This window comes from Desulfosoma profundi (assembly GCF_055387865.1).
Genome location: NZ_AP042420.1, coordinates 3,225,621 through 3,251,294 on the forward strand (window position 1 = coordinate 3,225,621; position 25,674 = coordinate 3,251,294).

The window sequence follows — 25,674 nt, forward strand, 5'->3', positions numbered from 1 at the left end:
GGGTGACCTATAAGTCAGACGGGCGGATCGGCTTTAAGGGAAGCTAAAGTGGAACCTCCAGTTGCTTTTTCTTGAGTTTTTCGATGAGGGTTGTGCGATTGAGCCCTAGGAGCTTGGCCGCTTGGTTTTTGACGCCACCGGCCTTTCGCAGAGCGTCCAGGATGAGTTTGTTTTCCAAGTCTTCGAGAATCTGTTTCAGGTCGATGCCTTCTTCCCCGATTTCGATGGCGGGAGCTACGGATTTGGGGGCGGCTTTTCGAATGCGGTCCGGCAGATCCTGAACTTGGATGACGTCACCTTCGGTGAGGATCACGAGCCGCTCGATGAGGTTTTCCAGTTCCCGGACATTACCGGGCCATTCGTAGGATTCCAAGCATCCCAAGGCTTCCTTGCTCATTTTCTTGGGCGACAGTCCCTTTTTCTGACAGTGCTGGCGTAGGAAGTGCTGGGCCAGAAGGGGGATATCCCCTTCACGTTCCCGGAGAGCCGGCACATGAATGGGAATGACGTTGAGCCGGAAATAGAGGTCTTCTCTAAAGGTCCCGTCTTTTACGGCGCTTTCTAAGTCCTTGTTGGTGGCGGCGATGATGCGCACGTCAACTTCGATGGTTCGCGAGCCGCCCACGCGTTCGAATTTTCGTTCCTGAAGAAAGCGCAAGAGTTTCACCTGGAGCTTTGGACTCATGTCACCGATTTCATCCAGGAAAACCGTACCCTGGTGGGCAAGTTCGAAGCGCCCCTTACGGTCCCGTAAAGCTCCCGTAAAAGCTCCTTTTTCATGTCCGAAGAGCTCGCTTTCCAAGAGTTCTTCGGGAATGGCTCCGCAATTGATGGGCACCAGCGGCTTGTCCCGCCGCTCGCTGTTATAATGGATGGCATTGGCGATAAGTTCTTTGCCCGTGCCGCTTTCGCCTGTGATGAGCACGGTGGTGTCGGTCCGCGCCACCCGCTCGATAATGCGATAGATGGCCTGCATGGCCGAACTTTGGCCGATGATCTTGTCAAAACCGTATCGCGCCTGGAGCTGGGACTTCAAAAGATCGTTTTCAGAACGCAGCGCGATAAATTCGCGCGCCCGTTCCAGGACCACGAGAATCTCGTCCAGTTTTGCAGGCTTGGTGAGGTAGTCGAAGGCGCCGCGTTTCATGGCCTCCACGGCCGTCTCGATGGTCGCGTACCCGGTGAGGAGGATGACCACCGTATCGGGATAGTTTTCGGCGAAATGGGCCAACACCTGCAATCCGTCGATACCGGGCATGACCAAATCGGTCAGGACGATATCGTAGGTGTGTTCCGACGCTTTCTTGACGGCCTCCATGCCGCTGGAAGCCATGTCCACGCTGTAGCCCTCTTCTTGGAGCCCTTCCACAATGGTCTGAAGGGTTTCCGGAGTGTCATCCACGACGAGAATCTCACTTAAAGGTGCCCCTGCATCCATCTGACGCTCCCCCGCCTCACAGGGCCTTCGTGGGTTGACGCGTGATCGCTGACCGCAGTGTAAAGAATTTTGGTGCTCAGTCAAGACTTTGACGTCTTAGACCATGGTTTTCTCCATCGAACGGTCTCGTTGAGGTTTGTCCAAGGTTTTCCTTGACTTTGCCCAGGTCGTTTTCTACTAGAAACCCTTTATGACCTGCAAAAGGCCGACGGAGGCATTGTGCGAGAATCTTCCCGCTATCCGGGCTGAGGACGCTTCCCGGAGCGGAGCATGAGGGTGAGGGTGTGGAGCGAGTGCAAGCGGTTCGCGGCATGAACGACATTTTGCCGGATGCCGTCCATTGGTGGCAGAAGGTGGAGGCGACGGCGCGGGAAGTGCTGGAGCTTTACGGGTTCCGGGAAATCCGGACCCCTGTGGTGGAGAAGCTGGAGCTTTTCGCTCGAAGCATCGGGGAGAGCACGGATATTGTGGAAAAGGAGATGTACGCTTTTCCGGATCGCAAGGGCCAGTGGCTCGCTTTGCGGCCGGAGGCGACAGCTTCGGTGGTCCGCGCCTTTATCGAACACAACCTTCAGGCGGACCCCTTGGCCCGCAAGTTCTACACCATCGGTCCCATGTTTCGACATGAGCGGCCCCAGAAGGGTCGGTATCGTCAATTCCATCAGATCGACGCTGAAGTGTTTGGGATCGACGATCCTTTGCTGGACGCCGAAGTCATGATCATGCTTTGCGATTTTCTCGAGCGCATCGGTCTTTCGGATGTTGGACTGCATGTCAATTCCTTGGGCTGTCCCGAGTGCCGCCCCGTTTTCCGCGAGGACCTGAAAAAGTTCCTCGAGGAGCGCGCATCGCAGTTGTGCCCGGATTGCGATCGGCGTCGTCATGTGAATCCCCTGCGGGTTTTCGATTGCAAGGTGGGTCGATGCCGCGAGGCCCTGACCGGCGCTCCGGAGCTGGGGCGGTATTTGTGCGACGGCTGCGCCCGGCATTTTGACAAGGTTCTGGATTACTTGTCACAGCTCCATGTGGCTTTCGACGTGGATCCGCGGATGGTGCGCGGTTTGGACTACTACATGCGGACCACTTTTGAGGTCATCACGGACCGGCTTGGGGCCCAAAACGCCGTGGGCGGCGGTGGGCGCTACGACGGCCTGATGCGCGATCTCGGAGGACCGGACCTTCCGGGCATTGGATTTGCCATCGGCATGGAGCGGCTGATCCTCCTATTGCAGCAAGAGGAAACACTGTCCCCTAAAGCACCGGATGTCTTCATTGCCATCCTCGGGGAAAAACCCACAACCGCAGGATTTCAAATTGCCCAGGATCTCCGCCGCCATGGGGTAGCCGTGGAGCTGGCCCACGGTGGGGGGAGCCTGAAGAGCCAGATGCGCCGGGCGGATAAGCTGGGCGCTGCAGTGGTGGTCATTCTGGGCGAAGAGGAATTGCACAAGGGAGTGGTGGTGGTCCGGCACATGGTGGAAAAAGAACAACGCGAAGTTCCGCGCACGCTCGTGGTGGAATACCTCACCCGGGGGCTTCGTTGCGAAACGGCCTAAAGGCCATTGAGATCAAAAACGGACAGGAGCATGCAGTGGATCAGGAAGCAAAACAGCTGGAATCTCAGAGCTTGGAATTGAGTTCTTTGAACGGTTGGCGTCGTACCCATGACTGCGGCAGCCTGCGGCTCGAGCATACCGGCCAAGAGGTGGTTTTGATGGGGTGGGTCCAGAGGCGCCGCGATCACGGAGGCCTCATCTTTGTGGACTTGAGAGACCGAGAGGGCATAACTCAAATCGTCTTCGACCCACAGGCTGACGTCTTCGCCCACGAAACGGCCCATGGTTTGCGCAGCGAGTACGTCATCGCCGTGAAAGGAACGGTGCGCAAACGCCCCGAAGGCATGGCGAACCCCAAGCTCCAGACGGGGGACATCGAAGTCTTGGTGGATTCGCTAAAAATCCTTAACGTGTCCAAGACGCCGCCGTTCCTCATTGAAGACGAGACCGAGGCCAGTGAGAGCGTGCGGTTGAAATACCGGTATTTGGATCTGCGGCGCCCTTCCATGCAGGCCAATCTGCGGTTGAGGCACCGGGTGGCCTTTCTGACGCGGAACTATTTTGCCGAACGCGGGTTCATCGAGGTGGAAACCCCGGTGCTCACCAAAAGCACACCCGAAGGCGCCCGGGACTACTTGGTGCCGAGTCGGGTCAATCCTGGGAAATTCTACGCCCTGCCTCAGTCTCCGCAGCTCTTCAAGCAGTTGCTCATGGTGGCCGGTTTCGAACGCTACATGCAGATCGTCAAATGTTTCCGGGATGAAGACCTGCGGGCTGACCGGCAGCCCGAATTCACCCAATTGGACTTGGAGATGAGTTTCATTGAAGAAGAAGACGTCTACTCCTTGATCGAAGGCTGGATCAGCCTCTTGTTTAAGGAGCTGCTGGGGATGGATCTCTCGACACCCTTTCCCCGGCTGGCTTACCGAGAGGCCATGGATCGTTACGGCACGGACCGGCCTGACCTGCGTTTCGGCCTGGAGCTGACCGATCTGACGGACATAGTTCACGGCTGCGATTTTCGTGTGTTTCGAGAGGCCGCCGAGCGGGGTGGCCTTGTGAAAAGCCTTCGGCTGCCCGACGGGGGGCGCCTGTCCAGAAAAGACCTGGACGATCTGGTCCACTACGCTCAAGGGTTCGGCGCCAAAGGCATGGCCTGGGCCAAACTCCAGCCCGACGGCTGGCAGTCTCCCATCGCCAAGTTCTTGAGCCAATCGATCCGGGACGCCATCACGGAAAGGATGCACGGGCACCCCGGAGACATCCTCTTTTTCATGGCGGATCAGCCACACGTGGTCCACGAAACTCTTGGGAATGTGCGCACACGTCTTGCCCATCAGCTTGGTCTTGTCCGAAAAGGGGATTACCGGTTTTGTTGGGTCACCCATTTTCCTCTCCTGGAGTGGGATCCGGATGAAAAGCGCTATGTTGCCGTTCATCACCCCTTCACATCCCCACTGGAAGAGGATATGGATTTCCTCGAAAAAGACCCGTTGAAGGTGCGCAGCCGCGCCTACGATCTCGTCTTGAACGGCACCGAAATCGGTGGGGGAAGCATCCGGATTCATCGCGAGGATGTCCAGAAAAGGATCTTTGCGGCGCTGGGTATCGGCGATAGGGAAGCGCGGGAAAAGTTCGGCTTCCTTTTGGATGCCTTGCAATACGGCGCACCACCCCATGGCGGGATCGCTTTCGGTTTCGACCGTCTGGTGATGCTCATGACGGGCGTTCCATCCATTCGGGATGTCATCGCATTTCCAAAGACGCAGAAAGCCACGTGCCTCATGAGCGGAGCCCCGTCGGAGCCGGATGTGAATCAGTTGCTGGAACTGTGTATCAAGGTGGAAACAGGGGGGAGCTGAATCCGGGCCGTCCCCGCCAAGGTACTATTGTTTAGGGGTCGTGATATGGAATCGATGCCCGCCTGGGGCATCAATACCGTAGGGGCAGAGCCCCGAATCTGCCCTGAAATGGTGCGGTCCATGGGACCAGGGTGCGGCGCGGTATCGGGGCGACCACGGGGGCGCCCCGACGAGAGCAACAGTCCTGTGCATGGGATTCGGCCCAACGAGAGACCTGAAGCGGTGGAACGAGACCGCGTGGGCTGATGTTCAAACGTCCGGATCGACGCCCTTGTCTGGTGAACATCCGATAGGAGACCCTAGAGCACGGAAGAGACGTGGATTCAAAATGATATCTTCGGCAAGACAGTTTTGGGTATAGATGCAATCTCATAGAACAAGGGGGGAGATAGATCTCCATGGCCCGGTGGAATGAAAAAAAGCGCGTGTTGGACCATGAGCATTCCGGGTTTTGGCGTCATCGCTTGGTCGATGTCCCCGAACCCAACCTCATGCGCAATGTGTTTCCGTATGTGGAAGTGCCGAGGATCGATTTCGATCATAAACTCTTGCCCATCGACCCGGCGGAGGACATTTTCATCACGGACACTACCTTCCGGGACGGCCAGCAGGCCCGGCCGCCCTATACGGTGGAACAGATCGAACGGATCTTCGAGTTTCTTCACCGCATGTCCGGGCCCAAGGGTGTGATTCGCCAGTCGGAGTTTTTCCTCTACACGGAAAAGGACCGTCGGGCATTGGAAGCCTGCTTGGCCAAGGGGTACACCTATCCGGAAATCACGGGGTGGGTGCGGGCTGTCGCTGCCGATTTACAACTGGTGGTCGATGCGGGCCTCAAAGAAACGGGGATACTCACCTCGGTGTCCGACTACCACATCTTCCTCAAGATGAAGATCACTCGAAAGGAAGCCCTCCAAAAATATCTCGCGATTGTGCACGCCGCCTTGGAAAAGGGCATCAAGCCGCGGTGTCACTTTGAAGATGTGACCCGGGCGGACACGTACGGTTTTTGCATCCCTTTCGCCATCGAACTCATGAAACTCAGGGAAGAGAGCGGCATTGATATCAAGATTCGCCTTTGCGATACGATGGGTTTTGGGGTGACTTATCCAGGAGCCGCTCTGCCGCGCAGCGTCCCCAAGCTGGTGCGAGCGTTCATTGACGAAGCCGGGGTGCCGGGACATCTCCTGGAATGGCACGGGCATAATGATTTCCACAAGGTGCTGGTCTGCGCCGCCACGGCGTGGCTTTATGGCTGCAGCGGCGCCAACGGGACTTTGCTGGGCTTCGGGGAGCGCACCGGGAACGCCCCCATCGAAGGCCTGATCATGGAATACATCGGGCTTCGGGGCTCCATGGACGGGATCGACACCACCGCCATTACCGATGCCGCAGAATACTTTGAAAAGGAATTGGGCTACCGGATTCCTCCCAATTATCCGTTCGTCGGTGAAGATTTCAATGCGACGAAAGCCGGCATTCATGCCGACGGTTTGGTCAAAGACGAAGAGATCTACAACATCTTCGACACGAGACTGCTCCTGAAACGCCCCGTGAGTGTCATTATCACGGACAAATCCGGCGTGGCGGGCATTGCCTACTGGGTGAACAACCGACTGCGATTGACTGGTGAACAGCGGTTGGACAAACGGCATCCCGGGATTATCAAGATTCACAAGCGCGTCATGGAGGAGTATGCCGCCGGGCGGACCACATCCATATCCAATGAGGAACTGGAGCGGTGGGCCAGACGGTATCTGCCCGAATACTTCATCAGCGAGTTCGATCGCCTCAAGGAACGGGCCCGCTCCCTGGCGGCCCACCTGGTCGCGGAGGTGGTGGAAAACGCTGCCGTCAAGAGCATGGACCCTTCTTTGCAGGAACCCGTGTTGCAGACACTCCTGGAGCTCAATCCCTTCATTCAGTATGTGTACGTCACGGATGCCGAAGGCCGGAAGATCACCCGGAACATTGTCCACATCGTGGATCGGGCCAAGTACGAGTCGGCCCAAGTGGGCGAGGATCTTTCGGATCGTCCGTGGTTTATTGAGCCCATGCGGGACGGCAAAGTGCACGTCACCGATTTTTACACGTCTCGCTACACCGGTGCCTTGTGCATCACGGTGTCGGCGCCCATCCGCAACGAAATGGAAGAAATCGTGGGCATTTTGGGCATCGACATCCGATTTGAAGATCTGGCCAAAATGGAAGAGATGGAAAAGAACGGTCGCTCGTGGAGCGGTTGACGGTGCGGTGGATGTGGCGGGCCCTAGGGGCTGCACTGGTCGTCGTCGTGGCGGTGGGATTGGGCTGTGCGCCGAAGAAACCTCCCGCGCCCAGTGTCCCGCGCCCGGGAACTCCTCCGCCGTTAGGCACTCAAAAGCCTTATCAAATCAATGGGGTATGGTACTATCCCATTCCCAGTGCCGAGGGTTTTCGTGAAGAAGGCTATGCCAGTTGGTACGGGCGGGACTTTCACGGCCGGCCGACGGCCTGTGGGGAGCCGTTCGACATGTATGCCCTGACCGCGGCTCATAAAATCCTGCCCATTGGAACCCATGTCAAAGTCACGGATAAACGCACAGGGCGTTCAATCATCGTGCGGATAAACGATCGAGGGCCATTTGTGGCGGGACGGATCATTGATTTATCCTACGAAGCGGCCCGCGCCTTGGGCGTCCACAACGACGGGGTGGTTCCGGTCGTCGTGGAAGCCGTCCGTGTGACGACACCTGTGATGGTTGCCGGTTCGGGTCCCTCCTGGCAGGTGGAACCTCTTCGAGCCTACCGTCAAGGTCCTTTTGCCGTTCAAGTCGGCTCTTTCCAGAACGCCACCAATGCCCATCGCCTGAAAAAGGAAATGGACAAGCGCTACGGATCGGCTTCCGTACGCACGGCGGCCGTCGACGGTGCCATTTTTTACAGGGTGCAGGTGGGGGTTTTTCCGGACCTGGACCAGGCCATGCAGTCCATGGAAACATTTCAGCGACACGGGTATCGTGATGCCTTCGTGATCGCTTTGGAGGGGCAGTGAGATGGTGCCGGTCTTGATGTATCCATCGGCGGACGCCGATCTGTTTTTCAGCGCGGTGACTCGGCGGCAAGTGGCCGTGGATCCTGAGGTGGAAAGGCGTGTTCAGGAGATCATCGATGCGGTGCGCCGCGAAGGGGATGAAGCCCTGGTGCGGTTGACCCGGCGGTTCGATGCCCCGGATTTTACAGCGGATCGGATTACGGTCCATCCGGAGGAGATCGACCGTGCGTACGAGTCGGCAGACCGCACTCTTGTGGACATTATCCGGCAGGCTCGGGACAACATCCGTTGCTTTCACGAAAACCAAAAGCAGTCCTCATGGTTTATGACCCGTGCAGACGGTTGCTACATGGGACAGCTCGTGCAGCCTGTTTCGGCCGCCGGCCTCTATGTGCCCGGGGGGCAAGGAGGGGAAACCCCCCTGGTTTCCACGGTGCTCATGACGGCCGTACCCGCCGGAGTGGCCGGGGTCGCCGACATTGCCATGGTGTCACCCCCTCGGCGGGACGGGAGCCTCAATCCCTATCTGCTTGTGGCGGCTCGGGAGGCAGGAGTTCATCGTATTCACCGAGTGGGGAGCGCCTGGGCGGTAGCGGCTTTGGCCTACGGCACGGAAAGCATCCGCCCCGTGGACGTTCTTGTCGGGCCGGGGAACATCTATGTGACGCTTGCGAAAAAACTGGTTTCCGGTCGAGTGGGCATCGACGGGCTGGCCGGTCCCAGCGAAGTGGTGGTCATTGCCGACAAGACAGCCGACCCTCATCATGTGGCTGCGGACCTCCTGAGCCAGGCGGAACACGACCCCATGGCCAGCGCCGTCTGTGTCACCGATGACGCGCAGTTAGGAGTGGATATTCTGAGCGCTTTGGAGGACCAATTGGGTCGGCTTCCTCGGCAGGAGATCGCCCGCCAGGCCTTGTCGGCGTACGGGGCCATTATCCGGACGTCCACTCTGGAGGAGGCTGTCGAAGTGGCCAACATGCTCGCTCCGGAACACCTGGAGCTCCTTGTGGAGGATCCGTGGGCGCTGTTGCCCGCAGTGCGCAATGCCGGCGCAGTGTTCATGGGGGCCCACACGCCGGAAGCCTTGGGCGATTATTTTGCGGGGCCCAATCACGTGCTGCCCACAAGTGGGACGGCAAGATTTGCCTCCGCCTTGGGGGTGGAGACCTTTCTCAAGAAGACCACCGTCTTGGCCTATAGCCGAAAAGCGTTTGAACGGGATGCTTCTGCGGTCACCGCTCTGGCTGCACTGGAACGTTTGGACGCCCATGCCCGGTCTGTGCAAGTTCGCACGGCGGCTTGGGACAGGGGAGCAACCGCAAAGCGCGGCTGAGGACACACGGGCCGCTACCGTGAAGCAAGGCCGCGCTCGTGGAGGGACGCGTCCCCAAAAGATGCGCGATATTCTGGACTGTGCCCCTTGCCGCGATCGCCACGGGGAGACGGCGGCCGGAGGATACTGGAAAGTGGATAGCAGGTTGACCTCACGGCCATCGATCGCATAAAAACAGGGCAAGAGGGTGGGGAAGGAAATTCATCGCGCGACGATCAAAGGACGATGCCCGTGAAGATTACGTGCGGACACTGCCACACTTCGCTGAGCCTGCCTGATGAAAAGGTTCCTCAGGGGAAAACCTTTCGAGTGCAATGCCCCCGATGCCGACAGTCGATACTGGTGCACAGCCCCACCGGAGAGGACCCCGGCACAGCGCGCCCTTCGACCGATGAAGTCCTCATGGCGGAAGGAAGTGCGGACGACGATGCCTTTCTTGACGTCATCGAGCAGGAGGCCAAGGCGGCTTTGGTATGCGTCTCCGACCCCTCCCAGCAGGCCGTTCTGATCCAGGGGCTCAAAGATATGGGCTTCCTGACCTACGTTGAGGAAGATCCCGATCGGACGGTGCGCAGATTGCGCCAAGGGGGCTATGAGGTGCTGGTTTTGGGGGAACCTCCCCAGGAGACGGACCGCCGTCACGTGATCGTTGACTTTCTCAGATCCCTTCCCATGGCACAGCGCCGCAGCCTTTTCGTCTGTCTTCTCACCCTTCGCGACCGCACCATGGACTCTCTGGCCGCGTTCCGCAAGGAGGTGGATCTGGTGATCCATCAAGACGATCTGGAAAGAATGCAGCCCGTGCTGCATAGCGAGATGAAAAAGGCCCGGAGCTTTTACCGCATTTTCAAGGAGGCTTTGGAAGAAAGGGGGCAGATCTGATCGGGAAATCGTGGATTCGGATGTTTCGTCGCGGAAGGGACGGCCAGTGCTCGAAGCATTTTCGAGCGCGGGTGGAAAGCTGTGTGAACACCATCCTCGATTTGAACAATCACTTGGGGGAAGGGAAAATCCGCCCGGAGATCATCAAACAATTCCTTCGGCTCAAAGAGTCGTTGCAACACGTTTCCGACGCCAACGTGAGTGAGCAGGATGTCACTCGGATCGAACAGGCGACAAACCAGCTTTTGGAAGAAATCCGAGCCGCCTACGGCGATCAGAAACCCCTGGTGCTCTACGAGGGAGATCGTCACTAGCTGTCAATGACATCCGCACGCCTGGAGTTCGAACAGGAGGGCGGCGGCCGAGCGGATGCCTTTCTTGAAATCACTCAGCGAAAACCGCTCATTGGGAGCGTGGGCTCCATCGTCGGGGCGTCCCCAACCCATGAGAAGAATCGCCTCCAAGCCGAGCACTTCCTTGAAGAGATTGACGATCGGGATGGATCCTCCTTCACGGATGAACACGGGAGCGACCCCGAATCCCGTATGAATGGCACGCGCGGCCGCCTGCACCTGGGGCAGGTCTCGAGACACCAGGACCGGGTCGGCGCCGTGCAACGCTTTTACTTGAAGGCTCACTTCCCTGGGACACAGCTCCATGACATACCGTGTGAAAAGCTCGGCGATTTCCTTTGGTTGTTGATGGGGCACAAGCCGCATGCTCACTTTGGCGCCGGCCTTGGCCGGAATCACCGTCTTGGCCCCTTCTCCTGCAAAGCCACCCCAGATGCCGTTGACGTCCAAGGTCGGACGGGCGGTCTTGGATTCCAGCGCGTTATAGCCCGATTCTCCGCAGAGGACTTCCAAACCAAGATAGGCTTTGAGCCGATCTTCGTCGTAAGGCAGGGCCCGCATGGCTTCGCGCTCCCAAGGTTCCAACGGGGCGACGGCATCGTAAAACCCGGGGATTGCCACGGTTCCGTCCGGGTTTTTCAGCCTGGCCAAGATGCTCACCAGCGCATGGATGGGATTGGGGGCGATCCCACCGAAGCTTCCGGAGTGGAGGTCCGTTCGGGCACCTCGGACATTGAGTTCCAGATAGGACAGTCCCCGCAGGCCGTAAGTGATGGCCGGGATGGTGTCTGAGAACTGTGAGCCATCTGAGATGGCGATGGCGTCGGCTCGCAGAGCTTCCCGATTCTTGAGCAGAAAGGCCCCGAGATGAGGGCTCCCCACTTCCTCTTCTCCTTCCACCAGGATCTTCACGTTGATGGGCAGATCCCCTTTGATCCCGAGAATCACTTCCAGAGCCTTGAGGTAGGTGAAGAATTGTCCTTTATCGTCGCTGGCACCCCGGGCGTAAAGAAAACCTTCGCGAACGGTCGGCTGAAAAGGGGGCGTGTTCCATTCGTCTTCCGGTTCCGCAGGTTGAACGTCGTAATGACCGTAAATGAGCAAGGTGGGCCGACCCGGATGAGGGCAACGAGACGCGGTGACCACGGGATGTCCGCCGGTATCGTGGAGATGGGCATCCAGCCCGATTCTTTTACAATGGTTGAGTACCCATTCGGCGGCCCGACGCACATCACTGCGATGATGGGAATAGGTGCTCACACTGGGGATCGCGAGCAGCTCCTTCAGCTCTCTGACGTATCGGTCATGATTGCTGTCGATTTTTTGGAACACGTCCGTCAAGTTCATGAAGATCACTCCTTTGGGGCACTGTGGTTCGCAGACACCGTAGTCGACCGTAGTGCACCATACAATCTTTTGGCGCCTGCGCAAAGAACCTTCCTGTCCGTTGACCTGGTTGATCTCCTGGAATAGGATCGCCCTACCACATTTCGGAAAAAGAGAGGTTCCAGCCCATGGCTGTGCGTTTTGAAATGGTATCCGGCGTTGAGAGGGTGGATCCGGCGGTGTGGAACCACTTGGGCCGATTGGCTGCTCCCATGATGGAGTGGGAATACCTGTATTGCCTGGAACGCTCAGGGGTGCTGAGTCCGGAGCGGGGTTTTGTGCCTCGGCACATCCTGGCCTACGAAGACGGAAGGCTTATGGCCCTGGCTCCCCTGTATGAAAGGACGCGGCCATGGGTGGAATTTGGCGATGGGGGCTTGTTGCGCTTTCTCGGCGAGCTCACGGGCTACCCCTACTACATGGGCCTCATGGCCACAGTGCCTCTGACCCCCGTTCCCGCCTATCGGTTTCTTTACGGTTCGGAGCACCACGCCCTGAGGGTCTATGAGCTCATCGGGGAATACATGGATTTCGTGTGCGAGACCAGAGGGTTTACCACCAGCCGAATCTATTTTTTTGCCGATCCCTCGCCGGGTCTCCATGAAGCTCTGTTGCAGCAGGGTTTCGTCGGCGTTCGTAGCGAATATTGCCTCTGGAAAAATAAAGGTTACACGACCTTCGATGATTTCCTCGCAGGTTTTCGAGCCCCGAGGCGCCACAAGATTAGAAGGGAAATCCGGGACATTGAAACCGAGGGGATTCGTTTGGCTATGGTGCCTGGAGCAAACGTTCCCGAAGATTACTACGACGCCATTTACGATCTCTACGGCATGACGTGGAGAAAGTACATGGGCGATGACGTTCGACCGTTCCTCAATCGCCGGTTCTTTCACATGCTCGGGCGTCTGTTCCGGCACAGGCTCGTTTTTTCCGTAGCCCACAAAGGCCGAGAGCTCATCGCACTGGCACTTTTTTACCGTAAGGGTGACCATCTCTACGGCCGCTACTGGGGGTGTTTCCGCCAGGTCCCTTTTCTCCATTTTGCCGTCTGTTATTACGAACCTATCCGCTACGCCATTGCCGAGGGGATCAGGACCTTCGACCCCGGTTTCGGCGGAGAACATAAGACGTTCCGAGGTTTTGAAAACACCTCGGTGCAACACTACATCAAGTTTTACGGGGAAGAAGAAACCCGTACGGCCCATGCCATCTTAGGCCGATACGGGGGAATCCCGAAAGATGAAGGGCGGTTTTCCCGATAAATGCCGCAGCATTCCGGCTGCCGAAGGGTCGGCCCCCTCGGACGAAGTCAGATCCGGGAGCCGGGGACAAGGTCAATTCTCCCCGGAACCTGAGCCCTCCCGACGAATAACAATGGCTTGAAGCTTTTCCTCTTTGTTGAGACGGGCGGCGTATTCCAAAGCTTTCTGCCGAGAATCGAATCCCTCAAGGATCACCCGGTACCACACATCCTGGTCCCCGACGGCTATGCGTTCCATGGCCGCCTTATGGCCTTTCTTCTTCAAACGATCCATGAGGGCAACGGCATTTTCCTGACGGCGCATGGAGGCGACCATCAGGGCATAGGAGTCTGACGTTGTGGGAGTGGACAGCGACGTTTCCAGGGGTTCTTCTTGGGCGGGCTGCAGGGGGGCGGTCTGTTCGGCGACGCTGGGTGATTCCGGAATCGCAGGGAGCGCAGGATTCCGACCCGTCGCGGGGGGTGGGGGAGCGGCGGCCCGAGGGGTCACGGGCGGAGCCGACTTTTGGACGGAGGCCAATTCCTTTTCCGATTCCAGGGATCCGAGGATCTTTTCCGCGGGGATCCACGTCTCGGAGGCGTTGGGAACCGGCTCTTCCTCGGAAGGGCGGACCCCTAGGAGGCGATACACCGCCCCCGTGAGCGTCATGGAGTCTTTAGCTTCTTTGGGAACGCCCCGTCCGGTCAAGACCCCGGCGACAAAGACGCAGGTCAGCGACAAGAAGAAAACGAGGATGCATAGAAAGGCTTGCAGACCGGTCAGGTGAATCCGTATCCGGCGCGGTTCGTGTTCTTCCTCGTACTGATGAAGGCGTTCCTTGAGGCGGCTCATGGCGGCACTCCTCGGGACGCGGTGTCCGGACGGTCGTGACCCTCAGGGGGTGTCACATCTTTTGCGGTGCCGACACCCCCAGGACGGCAAGCCCGTTTCGGATGACCGTTCTCAAGGCGTCAGCCAAGTAAAGCCGAGCCTGAGTCAGCTCCGGGTCCTCGCCGAGAATTCGGTTATGATTGTAGTAGCTATGAAAAGCCGAAACGAGATCCGTCAAGTAATACGGGATCCGGTGCGGTTCCAGATTTCGGGCCGCGGTTTCCAGCACGTGAGGAAACTCTCCCAGCTGTTTCATCAGTTCCCATTCTGCGGGTTCCGTGAGCCGACGCAGATCCGGGGGAGCCTCCCAGGACGTGGGCACGCCTCTTTCCTCCGCCACCTCGAACACGCTGCACAATCGCGCGTGGGCATACTGGACGTAGTAGACCGGGTTATCGTTGCTGTGTTTTTTTGCCGTTTCCAGGTCGAAATCCAGGGGACTGTCGGAGCGGCGCGTCAGGAAAAGGAACCGAGCGGCGTCTCTGCCCACTTCGTCCACGACTTCCCGGAGGGTGACAAACTCTCCGGCTCGGGTGGACATGGCAACGGGTTTTCCACCGCGAAGCAGGTTCACGAGCTGCACGAGAATAATCCGCAAGTCCGAGGGACGGCGGCCGAGCGCCTGAATGCCCGCGGACATCCGAGGCACGTAACCGTGGTGGTCCGCTCCCCAGACGTCGATGACCACGTCGTAATGCCTTTCGTATTTGTTCTTGTGATAGGCCAAGTCAGCTGCGAAGTAGGTGGTGATGCCGTTGGCCCGCACCACCACACGGTCTTTCTCGTCGCCGTAAGCCGTGCTGCGAAACCATTTGGCGCCGTCCTGTTCGTAGATCATCCCGCTCTTTTCCAAGGCTTCAATGGTCTTCTGGAGAGCGCCGTTTTCATGAAGCGAGCGCTCACTGAACCACACGTCGTGGATCACCCCGAAAGCTTCCAGATCCTCTTTGATGCCTTGGAGAATGCGCTCACCGGCATACTGGGTGAAAAAGGGCAAGGCCTCTTCTTCGGGGACTTCCACATAACGGTTTCCCCAACGCTCGACGACTTCCCTTGCCAGGTCCTTCATGTAGTCGCCTTTGTAATGATCGTCGGGGAAGTCCACGGGCTTGCCCAAAGCTTCCAGATAGCGCAGGTAGAGGCTCCGACCCAGGGTATCCATCTGCTTGCCGGTGTCGTTGATGTAGTATTCCTTGTCCACCCTGTACCCGCAGATTTTGAGGATGTTGGCGACCACGTCACCCACGGCGGCACCTCGACCGTGCCCGATGTGGAGGGGCCCTGTCGGATTGGCGCTCACGAACTCCACCTGGACCCGTGTGCCCTTTCCGAAATCCTGTTGACCGTAGGCCTCTCTTTCTTGGTGGATGGTCTTGAGGATGTCGGCCCAGAGGTCCGGACGCACGAAAAAGTTGATGAATCCAGGGCCGGCGATTTCCGTTTTGGTCACAAGGCTGTTCCGTTCTTCCATCCGCTCCACGAGATCTTGAGCGATGGTTCTTGGATTTTTCTTGAGCATCCGTGTCAGAGTCAAGGCGGCGTTGGTGGCGTAATCCCCGTGTTGGGCGACCTTGGGAATTTCCAACTCAAGGACAAGATCTTCTTCGTGGGACACGCCGTGATCCGCCAAAAGCGCTTGCGCCGCTCGGTGGATCATGGCGTACAGCCGGGTTCGAACAACACTCATTAGGGTTTGCCTCCTCAGAACGAAAACATGGCGTGATGTGCCTGAAGCGTGCCTTTATAATGCGCTGTGTGAGCTCATGCAAGATGGTTGGAGCGGTTGAGGAAACGACGTTGGGGATTCTTGCCAATGGCGCAATAGATTTCATAGCTGATGGTCTGAGCTTTTTCGGCGATTTCTTCCGCCGTGATTCTCTCCGATCCTTGGGCGCCCAGGAGGACGACCTCATCGTCTTCGGCGGCGTGCGGCACCTTCGTGACATCGAGGGTGATCAGGTTCATGGAAACCCGTCCCACGATCGGCACGCGAACTCCGTGCACGAGGGCTTGTCCACGATTGGAAAGCACCCGCGGATAACCATCGTCGTAGCCCACAGCCACGGTGGCAATGCGTGTCTTGTGCGGGCACACAAAGCTGCGTCCGTAGCCGATACTCAGGCCCGCAGGGACCCATTTGACCTGGAGGATTTTGGTTTTAAGGGACATCACCGGCTGCAGAGGTGCCGGGGCGAGAATTTGGTCGGAAGGGGCTGAACCGTAAAGCATGATGCCCGGCCGCACCAGCTGGTAGTGGGCTTCCGGGATGTCCAAAACGGCACCGCTGTTGGCGATGTGAGCATACTGAAACGGAATGCCCCGATCGTGGAACAGCTGGAGGGTGTTTCGAAAGTGCCGAAGCTGTGAGACGCTGAACGTCTTATCGGCTTCGTCGGATGTGGCCAGATGGGAAAAGACCCCTTCGATATCCACGTGACGCGTGGCGGCCCATTGGTCGAGAAATGCCCCCACGTCGTGGATGGGGATTCCCAAACGTCCCATGCCGGTATCGATCTTCACATGAATGCGGACGCGTTTGCCTGCTTCGTGGGCCGCTGCCTCGAGCATACGAAGGTGATCGATCCGGTAGACGGCAGGCCGAAGATCTTTTTCGATCACACTCGGGGCATCGGCAGGTTCGATGCCGGCCAAAATGACAATGGGCTGACGGATCCCGGCCGAACGCAGCTTCAAGGCTTCCCAGCACTTGCTCACGCCGAAGAAATCCGCTCCTGCGCCGGCGAGTTCTTCGGCGACGGGGATCATCCCGTGCCCGTAGGCGTCCGATTTCACAACGGCGAGGATCTTCGCCTGTGGGCCGACGCGGCTTTGGACTTGAAGAAAATTATGTCGCAAGGCAGCCAGATCGATTTCCACCCAGTTTAACGCCATGGGGATTCCCTTCCACCCGAGAAACTGCATTTTTTGGCAGGATGTTTCCAACGGATGGGCTGACGCTTCTCGTGGCCCAACCTCTTTACAGAACCGGAGCAAACATGATAGGCGATCCGGGTTTTTGTGCCAAGATGTTCCCGTACAAACACCGCTCATCTGACGGGAGAGTGCGGAATGGAATCTTTTCTGACGGCCGTTGGTTTGCTGTGCTTTCTCGAAGGATTGCCCTATTTGGCCTTTCCGGACCGCATGAAAAAGTGGTTGCAAGAGATCCTTCGGTTGCCTTCGGAGCAGCTTAGGGTTTTAGGGGCTGTTCTGATGATCGTCGGGCTGATCATGGTCTACTTCGGCCGTCGGCATGGAGGGCCATAGATGAGCTATCGTTTGGAGGATTATGACTACGACCTTCCGGAACATCTGGTGGCGCAGACGCCCAGCCCCCACCGGGACCGATGTGCCCTGATGGTGCTTCATCGCCGCACCGGGCTCGTGGAACATCGGCAGTTTCGGGATCTTTTGTCTTATCTGCGCGCCGGTGACGTCCTCGCCCTCAACGACACCCGCGTGGTGCCGGCCCGTCTCGTCGGAGTCAAGGAAACCGGGGGACGCGCCGAAGTCCTCGTTCTTGACCCGTACAAACCCGCAGAGGAAGGACAACGCCAAGGGTACCGCTGTCTTCTGAAATCGTCCAAGCCTCCCAAGGTTGGCACCCGGTTGTTTCTCGAGGGGGATGTGACGGCGGTCGTCTCCAAAAGGTGTGAAGACGGTCAGGTGGTTCTGCGTTTTGATGAGGACAATCTCTTGGATCTTCTGGAACAAAAGGGCCGGGTGCCTTTGCCGCCCTACATTCATCGAGATACGTCCCAGGAAAGAGAAGAGGACCGCTCTGATTACCAAACGGTCTATGCACGGGAACCCGGAGCCGTGGCGGCACCGACGGCGGGATTGCACTTTACCCGGGAACTCCTCGAAGAACTGGAGAGCCAAGGGGTCCGACTTGTATGGATCACTTTACACGTCGGGTTTGGCACTTTTGCTCCCGTAAGGGCGGACGACATCCGCGATCACGTGATGCATTCGGAGTATGTGCGGGTGTCTGCCGAAACGGCGGACGTGATCCGGGACGCGAAAAGAGAAGGTCGGCGCGTGATCGCCGTGGGGACGACGGTGGTTCGAACATTGGAATGGGCGGCCTGCCGATTCGGATCGCTCACGGCTGTTTCCGGCTTGTGCGATCATTACATCTATCCCGGCTATGTCTTCCGGGTCGTGGATGCCTTGATCACCAATTTCCATCTTCCGAAAACATCTCTTCTGCTATTGGTTTCCGCCTTTGCCGGACGGGAAAAGATCCTTGCCGCCTACAGGGAGGCCGTTCGCCGGCAGTACCGATTCTTCAGCTATGGGGACGCGATGCTGATCATCTAGGGGCGTCATGATGTTGGGATTTGAACTAATCGTTGAAGACACGAAAACCAGGGCGCGGCGGGGCCGTCTCCATACGGCGCACGGGACGGTGGAAACCCCCGTGTTTATGCCCGTGGGGACTCAGGCGACCATTAAGAGCCTCTCCCCCGATGAAGTGCATGCTCTTGGGGCGGAGATTATCCTAGGGAACACGTATCACTTGTCGTTGCGGCCTGGAGCCGAAAGAATCGCCCGTCTCGGCGGCCTGCATAGCTTTATGGCATGGCCCGGCGCCATCCTGACGGACAGCGGGGGCTTTCAAGTCTTCAGTCTGGCTACCATCCGAACCATCGATGAGGACGGCGTGACCTTTCAGTCCCATATCGACGGGTCCCGTCACCGCATCACGCCGGAAATCTGCATGGAAATTCAAGGGCTTCTCGGTTCAGACATTGCCATGTGCTTCGATGAGTGCACGCCGTATCCGGTGAGTCGGGACTATGCCCGCGAGTCCATGGAGAGAACCCTGCGATGGGCCAAGAGATGTCAGAACGCTCTCATGAGAGATGACCAAGCGCTTTTTGCCATTGTGCAGGGAGGGGTCTTTCCGGATCTGCGTCGGGAATGCGCCGAAGCCCTCAAGGCCATGGACTTCCCCGGGTACGCCATAGGCAGTCTGGCCGTAGGGGAGCCCAAGGAGATCATGTTTGAGGTTTTGGAGGCGGTGGTTCCGGAGCTCCCTCGGCACAAGCCGAGATATCTCATGGGCGTGGGGATGCCGGAGGACCTCATCGAAGGGGTGCGGCACGGCATTGACATGTTCGATTGCGTGGTTCCGACGCGAAACGCCCGAAACGGCATGCTTTTCACGTCCTGGGGAGCGCTTCAGATCAAAAACAGCCGATACGCCGACGATCCGAAACCCATTGAGCCGGGCTGTTCGTGCTACACGTGCCGTACGTTTTCCCGTGCCTATCTCAGGCACCTCTTTATGGCCAGAGAACTTTTGGCCTATCGTTTGAACTCCCTGCATAATCTGCATTATTTCCTGAGCCTGATGAACGGTATTCGAGAATCCATTATCCACGGCCGCTTTGAAGAGTTTTGCGCCGAATTTTACCGGCAACGCGAAAGGGGTGAACCGATAGGCGATTGACATCGAGAGCAAAATATCGTTTAAAGGCTCGATTGTTCCAAGGGAATCTTTGTCCATCTCACGGAAAACGGAAACGGAGGAATCCATGAACTGGGTGACCATGGCCCACGCGATGGGAACGGCAGGGCAACAAAGCGGAGGAGGTCAAGCCGCAGGAGGGGGTCTGGCGGCTTTTTTGCCTTTGATTTTGATGGTGGTGATTTTTTACTTTCTTCTTATTCGTCCACAGCAAAAACGCCAAAAAGAGCATCGTGCGATGCTGCAGAGTCTTCGTAAAGGGGATGTGGTCATGACTCAAGGGGGAATCCACGGTCGGGTCACCGGTTTGACCGATTCCGTGGTGACCCTGGAAATCGCTGACAAAGTCCGGGTGAAGGTTCAGCGGGGCTACATCGCCGGTCTGATCTCCCGAGGCGAAGCCAAAGAGGAAAGCGAGGAGAAGGCCTAAGGACCTGCCGACGTGGGACATGCCCGCCGGGTCGCGATCCTGGATGTGCCGAGCCATGGCGGGCTCGGTACCCTGGAGTCGAGTCCCGCTCGGGGTTGTGAGCACGCGGCCCAAAAGCGGAGCGCGAGAGACTTTCAGGGCGGGATCGGCGCGCACGTTGGTCCCGCCTTTTTCAAGAGGTTTTATCGGAAGCGGGAGGATACGGGTTGAAGGGCCTGAAATGGCGAGCCATTTTGGTATGTTTGGTGATTGTGGCGGCCGTTGTGTATCTCTTGCCGTCTTTGCCGGTGTCGCTGCCCCAATGGTGGCACGGCACGCTGCCCGATGAGAAGATCCACCTTGGGTTGGACCTTCAAGGCGGCATGCACCTGGTTCTGGAAGTTCAGGCCGACGAAGCCGTCAAGACCACGGTGGACCGCCTCATCGATGAGGTCAAGGAGTTGCTGCGCAAGGAAAAAATCGGTTTTCGGTCCATCGAACGGCGACAGACCGGGGACCTGGCACTGCAGCTCGCGGACGGGAGCCGGCGGGATCGTCTGCGAGAGGTTCTGGAAAAAGAATTTCCCATTTTGGAATGGGCGGAAGCCGCCGAGACGTCGGAGGGATTCCGAGTGATATGCCGCGTCAAGGAGAAGGAAGCCGCGCATATCCGGCAACTCGCCGTGAGCCAGGCCTTGGAAACCATCCGGAATCGCATCGACCAATTCGGGGTCAGCGAGCCCGACATTCGGCCTCAAGGGGAAAACCGCATCCTGGTCCAGCTGCCCGGTATCAAAGACCCAAAGCGTGCCTTAGACCTTATTGGGAAAACCGCGGTTCTGGAATTTCGGCTTGTGGCCGAAGGGGTTGATCCCCAGGCCGATGCGACGGCACTGCCTGCCGGGGTGAAAGTGTATCCCATGCGCCGCTTCGATCCCACAACGGGACGGACCGTGGAAGGCAAAATCGCCCTGAAAGACCGGACATTGCTCACGGGAGAATACATCACCAACGCCAATGTCCGCATCGACAGCCAGTACAACACTCCTTACGTGGCCCTCGAATTCGACCCTCAGGGGGCACGCATTTTTGAGAGGATCACGGGAGAAAACGTCAAGAAACAACTGGCCATTGTGCTGGACGGTGTCGTGTATTCGGCGCCGGTCATCCAAGAGAAAATTTCCGGCGGTAGGGCGAGCATCACCGGATCATTCACCATGGAAGAGGCCAGGGATTTGGCCATCGTGCTGCGGGCCGGCGCGCTTCCCGCACCTGTGGTCATCCTGGAGGAAAGGACCGTCGGGCCGTCCCTCGGGGCAGACTCCATGCGCAAAGGATTCCTTTCCATGGTCGTCGGCGCCATCGGTATCGTGGCGTTTATGGTTCTTTATTATCGCTTTTCCGGGGTGGTGGCGGATATCGCCTTGATTTTAAATGTCCTTTTGATCATGGCCGGGTTGGCTGCCTTCCAAGCCACACTCACACTGCCCGGTATTGCCGGCATCATCTTGACCATCGGCATGGCGGTGGACGCCAATGTGCTCATCTTTGAACGCATCCGAGAAGAGATGCGCCTGGGGAAAACGCCCAAGGCGGCGCTGGATGCGGGGTATGGGCGAGCCACCTTGACCATCTTGGATGCCAACATCACCACCCTTATTGCGGCCCTGGTCATGTTTCAATTCGGGACCGGACCAGTGAAGGGATTTGCCGTGACCCTGAGCATCGGCATTGTCGCCAGTCTCTTTACGGCCATTGTCGTGACACGATTGATTTTTGATTACTTGTTTATCGAAAGGCGCATGAGGACGCTGAGTATCTAGCGGAGGGCGGGACCGCCTATGGAATTAATCAGACCGGACATCAACATCAATTTCGTGGGCATGAGGGTCAAGGCGTTCATTTTTTCATGCCTGCTGATCCTTGTGGGCGTCTTCGCCATTGTGTGGCGAGGCGGGCTGAACATGGGCGTCGACTTTGCCGGGGGCACCCTTATTCAGGTGAAGTTTACGGAACGGACGACACCGGACGCCATCCGCGATGCGCTTCAGGGACTGGGCATCGGGCGAAGCGCCATCCAGCAAGTGGGGGCGGACGCGGACAATGAGTTCATCATCCGTTCGGACATCGGTGAAGAAAAAGCCCAAAGGATGTCCGATGACATTCAAGGGCGCCTGAATCAAGCCTTTGGTCCCGGGAAGTCGACGATCCTGCGGGTCGAAATGGTGGGGCCGAAAGTGGGCCATGACCTCAGGCAAAAGGCCTTGCTGGCCATTTACTACGCCTTGCTTTTCATCGCTCTTTACATTTCCGGCCGGTTCGAACTCAAATGGGGAACGAGCGGTGTCATGGCGGGAGCACTACTCTTGGGGGTTTATCTTTTGGGTTTGACCGGATTGTCCATGTCCTACCTGATTGTGAGCGCCTTGGTGATCACGCTGGTGTTGTGTTGGATCCTGAAACTTCCGTACGCCTTGGGTGCCGTTGTGGCTCTGATCCATGACGTGTTCATCACCGTGGGCCTTTTCGCCCTGCTGAATAAGGAATTCAATCTCACCATCGTGGCGGCGCTGCTGACCATTGTGGGGTATTCCCTGAATGACACCATCATCGTCTACGATCGTATCCGGGAAAATCTCCGGGGATCGCGCAAGGGCGACCTGAAAGAACTTGTCAACCGAAGCATCAACCAAACCTTGAGCCGCACCCTTCTCACTTCCGGGACGACCCTATTGGTGGTTTTCTTTTTGTTCGTCCTTGGGGGGACCGTCATCCACGATTTTGCCTTCGCCCTGTTGGTCGGCATTATTGTCGGAACTTATTCGTCCGTCTTCATTGCCAGCCCGATCTTGATCCTTTACGAAGAAATGTCCGGAGGTCGGAGGGGACGCGCAAAACGCGGAGTCTAAACATCACGGGACCGAAAGAGGAAACCTCTCGGGATCTTCGATCTTGAACATGAAAAGGGGCTGCGACTCACCGCAGCCCCTTTCTTGTCTGGTGCCGGAGGAGAGACTCGAACTCTCACGGGCTCGAGGCCCACTGGATTTTGAGTCCAGCGCGTCTACCTGTTTCACCACTCCGGCAAAGCGGGCACATATTAAAAAATTGCGCCGGATCCTGTCAAGGAAAAGTCCCTGCGCCAGTTTGCGAGAGGCTGTCACGCCCAACGGGCCCACGAACGGGGAGGAGAGGGGGCGATCCGCTCTGGGACGCATCCGAGAGGCATAGACAACGCAGACGAGTGGGAGGGCGGATTTCAAAAACGAGATGGATTGGGTCGTAGAAAAATGCACGATCCTTTCCGAAGTTGCTGTTCTCGTATGGCGGCGCACCGTTTGCCGCGCCTCCAGACCCCGTGGGTCCATGGACCGAATTCGGGGTGCTTTCCGGCCTAGGACGAGATGTTGTACTTCTTCCGCAACCGGTCCATTTCCCTAGCTTCTTCTTTCTGCTTGATCCGTTCTCTCTTGTCGTAGTCCTTCTTTCCTCGTGCCAGCCCGATTTCCACCTTGGCCTTGCCTTTTGAGAAATAGACTTTCAAAGGCACGAGGGTAAGACCCTTCTCCTGAGTCTTTCCGGCAAGGCGGCGGATTTCCCGCTTGTGCATCAGAAGCTTGCGGGTCCTTTCCGGTTCGTGGTTGTTGTATGAGGCATGAGGGTAGGGGCTGATATGAAAATCATGCAGCCAGATTTCGCCCCCCTTGACCCGGGCGTAGCTGTCCTTCAGGTTCGCCCGCCCTTCCCGGAGCGATTTCACCTCGGTGCCTGTGAGCACCATGCCGGCTTCCAGGCTCTCGATGATTTCGTAGTCGTGGAAGGCCTTCTTGTTTTGGCAGACAATTTTGATGCCGTTTTTGATGGCACTTTGCGATTTCTTCATTTGGAAAACCTTGAGTGCGACATTCTCAGGCCGCTCGGGAATTGGGTTTGACGGCCTGAGGGTCGAAGAATTTGAATTCCTCCGGAAAGATTTTCAGAACCAACTCCTGCAAAGCATCCCGGATATGGACCGCTGTGGTCAGTGAGAGAGCCTTCTGCACGAAACGACGGCATTCTTCCAGAGTGGAACGACGGATCAGGTTCTTGACCCGGGGGATAGCCTGTGGGTTCATGCTCAGACAATCCAGTTCGAGGCCCAGCAGAAGAGGAACGAAAAGAGGTTCTCCGGCCATCTCGCCACAGATGGTCACGGGGATGCCGGCTTCATGGGCCGTGCTGACCACCTGCCGAATGAGCCTCACCACGGCGGGATGGAGCGGATCATAGAGATGGGCCACGTGGGGATTGACCCGGTCGATGCCGAGGGCGTACTGGATGAGGTCGTTGGTGCCGATGCTGAAAAAGTCCACCTCGCGTGCGAGGATATCCGCGACGGCCACGGCGGATGGGATCTCGATCATCACCCCGAAAGGCATCTGCTCATCGAAGGGAACCCCGCGTTGCCGCAGTTCCGTCTTGGCCTCCTCCAAAATGGCTTTGCCTTGGAGCAACTCACCCATTCCCGAAACCAAAGGAAACATGAGGCGGAGGTTGCGAGCCACCGCGCTGGCTCTTAAGATGGCCCGAAGTTGGGTTTTGAAAAATTCTTTCTGCTGCAGACACAAACGAATGCCGCGTAATCCCAGAGCCGGATTTTCCTGCTCAATGGGGACCATCCAGCCGCCCAACTTTTCCGCGCCGAGATCCAAGCTGCGGATGGTGACCGAAGAAGGCGCCATGAGTTCGGCAAGTTCTTTGTACTCGCCGTACAATTCCTCTTCGTCGGGAGGGGTTTCTCGATTCAAATAGGCGAATTCGGTGCGGTAGAGGCCGATGGCCTCTGCCCCGTGATCTTTGGCGGCGACCACTTCCTCGATGAGTTCGATATTCGCCTCGACACGGATCTTGCGGCCGTCCAGTGTGACCGCCGGAAGGTGGGCCTTGCGAGTGATATCTTTGATATAGGTCTCCAGGGCGTCCTGGAGTTCGTAATAGAACGCAATTTGTTCATCCGTGGGATGGACGATGATCCGGCCGCTGGCGCCGTCCAGAATGACGAGATCCCCTGTCCGGATGATTTTTGAGGCTTTCTCCGCACCCACGATCGCCGGGATTCCCAAGGCGCGGGCGATGATGGCCGTGTGGGAGGTTCGACCACCCGCTTCTGTAATGAATCCAAGCGTCTTTTCCAACTGGATCTTCACGGCGTCGGCCGGGGAAATGTCCCGGGCGACGATCACAACCCGTTCCCGGATTTCTTCAAAACGGCTTGAGCTTTGTCCCGCCAGATGGCTCAAGATCCGCTCTCCGATGCTCTTGACATCCGCAATACGACCGCGAATGTAATCGTCGTCCATGACCGCAAAGAGTTCGGAAATCCTTCGGATCGACTTCTTGAGAGCCTGCATGGCATTCATGCGTTCCGTGCGGATGGCTTCCAAGGTCTGATCGAAGAAAAGCGGATCCCTGAGGATGAGCTGATGGGCGTCGAGAATATGTGCATGATCCTTGATGTCGGACCGCAGAGATTGTTTGGTTCGTTCCAAATCGTGCTCCACCTTCGTGACAGCCTCTTTGAAAAGAACGCACTCTTGCTCGACTTCTTCCTCGCTGTTCAAGCTATGATGCGGCACAGGGATATGGTTTTCTTCCGCAAGGAATGCTTTCCCGATGGCGATTCCAGGGGAAACCCCGAAGCCTTTTAAGCGGATTGGTTCTTTCTCCATGCCTTTTCCTAGTCCCGGAAAAATCCCCACACCCATGTCACGCGACAATAAAAAACCGAGCGGACCGCAATGGCTCTCGGGTGACTCCCAGGCCTGGGCTCG

The 25,674-nt window shown here is 57.6% G+C and carries 22 protein-coding genes and 1 tRNA gene; 15 read left to right on the top strand and 8 right to left on the bottom strand.

Annotation, left to right across the window (positions count from 1 at the left end; all coding sequences use genetic code 11):
* Window positions 1-43: 43 nt before the first annotated feature.
* Complete coding sequence (locus tag ACZ5K9_RS13970) at window positions 44-1,438, bottom strand: sigma-54-dependent transcriptional regulator (protein ID WP_464271939.1); 1,395 nt, start codon at window positions 1,436-1,438, stop codon at window positions 44-46.
* Window positions 1,439-1,722: 284 nt separating this feature from the next.
* Here ACZ5K9_RS13970 and hisS point away from each other — a divergent pair, with 284 nt between their 5' ends.
* The 8 genes from hisS to ACZ5K9_RS14010 all read left to right on the top strand — a co-directional run bounded on the left by hisS (window position 1,723) and on the right by ACZ5K9_RS14010 (window position 10,422).
* The gene (gene hisS / locus ACZ5K9_RS13975; RefSeq protein WP_464271940.1) at window positions 1,723-2,994 is read left to right on the top strand and encodes a histidine--tRNA ligase; all 1,272 of its coding nucleotides are present in this window, start codon (window positions 1,723-1,725) and stop codon (window positions 2,992-2,994) included.
* A 35-nt stretch (window positions 2,995-3,029) separates the two neighbouring features.
* Entirely contained in the window at window positions 3,030-4,856 is a 1,827-nt protein-coding gene (gene aspS, locus ACZ5K9_RS13980) for an aspartate--tRNA ligase (protein ID WP_464271941.1), read from the top strand.
* A 45-nt stretch (window positions 4,857-4,901) separates the two neighbouring features.
* Window positions 4,902-5,102: a hypothetical protein gene (locus ACZ5K9_RS13985; protein WP_464271942.1), complete on the top strand. Its 201-nt coding sequence runs from the start codon at window positions 4,902-4,904 to the stop codon at window positions 5,100-5,102.
* Window positions 5,103-5,254: 152 nt separating this feature from the next.
* The gene (locus ACZ5K9_RS13990; protein ID WP_464271943.1) at window positions 5,255-7,102 is read left to right on the top strand and encodes a triose-phosphate isomerase; all 1,848 of its coding nucleotides are present in this window, start codon (window positions 5,255-5,257) and stop codon (window positions 7,100-7,102) included.
* On the top strand, window positions 7,090-7,890 hold the full coding sequence (locus tag ACZ5K9_RS13995) for a septal ring lytic transglycosylase RlpA family protein (protein ID WP_464271944.1): 801 nt from the start codon (window positions 7,090-7,092) through the stop codon (window positions 7,888-7,890). The genes ACZ5K9_RS13990 and ACZ5K9_RS13995 overlap by 13 nt, the downstream gene beginning before the upstream one ends.
* Before the next feature lies 1 nt (window position 7,891).
* Window positions 7,892-9,226 (top strand): histidinol dehydrogenase, encoded by a 1,335-nt coding sequence (hisD, locus tag ACZ5K9_RS14000; RefSeq protein WP_464271945.1) that lies wholly within the window; start codon window positions 7,892-7,894, stop codon window positions 9,224-9,226.
* Window positions 9,227-9,457: 231 nt separating this feature from the next.
* Window positions 9,458-10,108 (top strand): zinc-ribbon domain-containing protein, encoded by a 651-nt coding sequence (locus tag ACZ5K9_RS14005; protein ID WP_464271946.1) that lies wholly within the window; start codon window positions 9,458-9,460, stop codon window positions 10,106-10,108.
* An 83-nt stretch (window positions 10,109-10,191) separates the two neighbouring features.
* Window positions 10,192-10,422 carry a hypothetical protein gene (locus tag ACZ5K9_RS14010; RefSeq protein WP_464271947.1) on the top strand — a complete coding sequence of 77 codons (231 nt, stop codon included), beginning with the start codon at window positions 10,192-10,194 and terminating at the stop codon, window positions 10,420-10,422.
* A 3-nt stretch (window positions 10,423-10,425) separates the two neighbouring features.
* Here the strand turns inward: ACZ5K9_RS14010 and ACZ5K9_RS14015 are convergent, their stop codons facing one another.
* On the bottom strand, window positions 10,426-11,808 hold the full coding sequence (locus ACZ5K9_RS14015; RefSeq protein ID WP_464271948.1) for a dipeptidase: 1,383 nt from the start codon (window positions 11,806-11,808) through the stop codon (window positions 10,426-10,428).
* 167 nt (window positions 11,809-11,975) lie between these two features.
* Between ACZ5K9_RS14015 and ACZ5K9_RS14020 the strand changes: the two genes are divergently transcribed.
* Window positions 11,976-13,109 (top strand): GNAT family N-acetyltransferase, encoded by a 1,134-nt coding sequence (locus ACZ5K9_RS14020; RefSeq protein ID WP_464271949.1) that lies wholly within the window; start codon window positions 11,976-11,978, stop codon window positions 13,107-13,109.
* Window positions 13,110-13,181: 72 nt separating this feature from the next.
* Here ACZ5K9_RS14020 and ACZ5K9_RS14025 read toward each other — a convergent pair whose 3' ends face one another.
* The 3 genes from ACZ5K9_RS14025 to alr all read right to left on the bottom strand — a co-directional run bounded on the left by ACZ5K9_RS14025 (window position 13,182) and on the right by alr (window position 16,871).
* Entirely contained in the window at window positions 13,182-13,940 is a 759-nt protein-coding gene (locus ACZ5K9_RS14025) for an SPOR domain-containing protein (protein WP_464271950.1), read from the bottom strand.
* Between the two features lie 52 nt (window positions 13,941-13,992).
* Window positions 13,993-15,666, bottom strand: coding sequence for an arginine--tRNA ligase (gene argS / locus ACZ5K9_RS14030; RefSeq protein WP_464271951.1), 1,674 nt, complete (start codon window positions 15,664-15,666; stop codon window positions 13,993-13,995).
* Between the two features lie 74 nt (window positions 15,667-15,740).
* A complete protein-coding gene (gene alr / locus ACZ5K9_RS14035; protein WP_464271952.1) occupies window positions 15,741-16,871 on the bottom strand; it encodes an alanine racemase in 1,131 nt (376 codons plus the stop codon).
* Window positions 16,872-17,048: 177 nt separating this feature from the next.
* On the opposite strand from alr, the gene ACZ5K9_RS14040 reads away from it, so the two are divergent.
* The 6 genes from ACZ5K9_RS14040 to secF all read left to right on the top strand — a co-directional run bounded on the left by ACZ5K9_RS14040 (window position 17,049) and on the right by secF (window position 22,773).
* Window positions 17,049-17,246 carry a DUF2065 domain-containing protein gene (locus ACZ5K9_RS14040; protein WP_464271953.1) on the top strand — a complete coding sequence of 66 codons (198 nt, stop codon included), beginning with the start codon at window positions 17,049-17,051 and terminating at the stop codon, window positions 17,244-17,246.
* On the top strand, window positions 17,247-18,302 hold the full coding sequence (gene queA / locus ACZ5K9_RS14045; protein WP_464271954.1) for a tRNA preQ1(34) S-adenosylmethionine ribosyltransferase-isomerase QueA: 1,056 nt from the start codon (window positions 17,247-17,249) through the stop codon (window positions 18,300-18,302). It begins immediately after the preceding gene.
* A 7-nt stretch (window positions 18,303-18,309) separates the two neighbouring features.
* A complete protein-coding gene (tgt, locus tag ACZ5K9_RS14050; RefSeq protein ID WP_464271955.1) occupies window positions 18,310-19,437 on the top strand; it encodes a tRNA guanosine(34) transglycosylase Tgt in 1,128 nt (375 codons plus the stop codon).
* Window positions 19,438-19,522: 85 nt separating this feature from the next.
* Complete coding sequence (gene yajC, locus ACZ5K9_RS14055; RefSeq protein ID WP_464271956.1) at window positions 19,523-19,885, top strand: preprotein translocase subunit YajC; 363 nt, start codon at window positions 19,523-19,525, stop codon at window positions 19,883-19,885.
* Between the two features lie 206 nt (window positions 19,886-20,091).
* Window positions 20,092-21,687 (top strand): protein translocase subunit SecD, encoded by a 1,596-nt coding sequence (gene secD / locus ACZ5K9_RS14060; RefSeq protein WP_464271957.1) that lies wholly within the window; start codon window positions 20,092-20,094, stop codon window positions 21,685-21,687.
* Window positions 21,688-21,705: 18 nt separating this feature from the next.
* Window positions 21,706-22,773 (top strand): protein translocase subunit SecF, encoded by a 1,068-nt coding sequence (gene secF, locus ACZ5K9_RS14065; RefSeq protein WP_464271958.1) that lies wholly within the window; start codon window positions 21,706-21,708, stop codon window positions 22,771-22,773.
* Between the two features lie 89 nt (window positions 22,774-22,862).
* Here secF and ACZ5K9_RS14070 read toward each other — a convergent pair.
* The 3 genes from ACZ5K9_RS14070 to ptsP form a co-directional block, all read right to left on the bottom strand.
* Window positions 22,863-22,950, bottom strand: a tRNA-Leu gene (locus ACZ5K9_RS14070).
* Between the two features lie 308 nt (window positions 22,951-23,258).
* Window positions 23,259-23,747, bottom strand: coding sequence for an SsrA-binding protein SmpB (gene smpB, locus ACZ5K9_RS14075; RefSeq protein ID WP_464271959.1), 489 nt, complete (start codon window positions 23,745-23,747; stop codon window positions 23,259-23,261).
* Window positions 23,748-23,772: 25 nt separating this feature from the next.
* Entirely contained in the window at window positions 23,773-25,572 is a 1,800-nt protein-coding gene (gene ptsP, locus ACZ5K9_RS14080) for a phosphoenolpyruvate--protein phosphotransferase (RefSeq protein ID WP_464271960.1), read from the bottom strand.
* Between the last annotated feature and the right edge of the window lie 102 nt (window positions 25,573-25,674).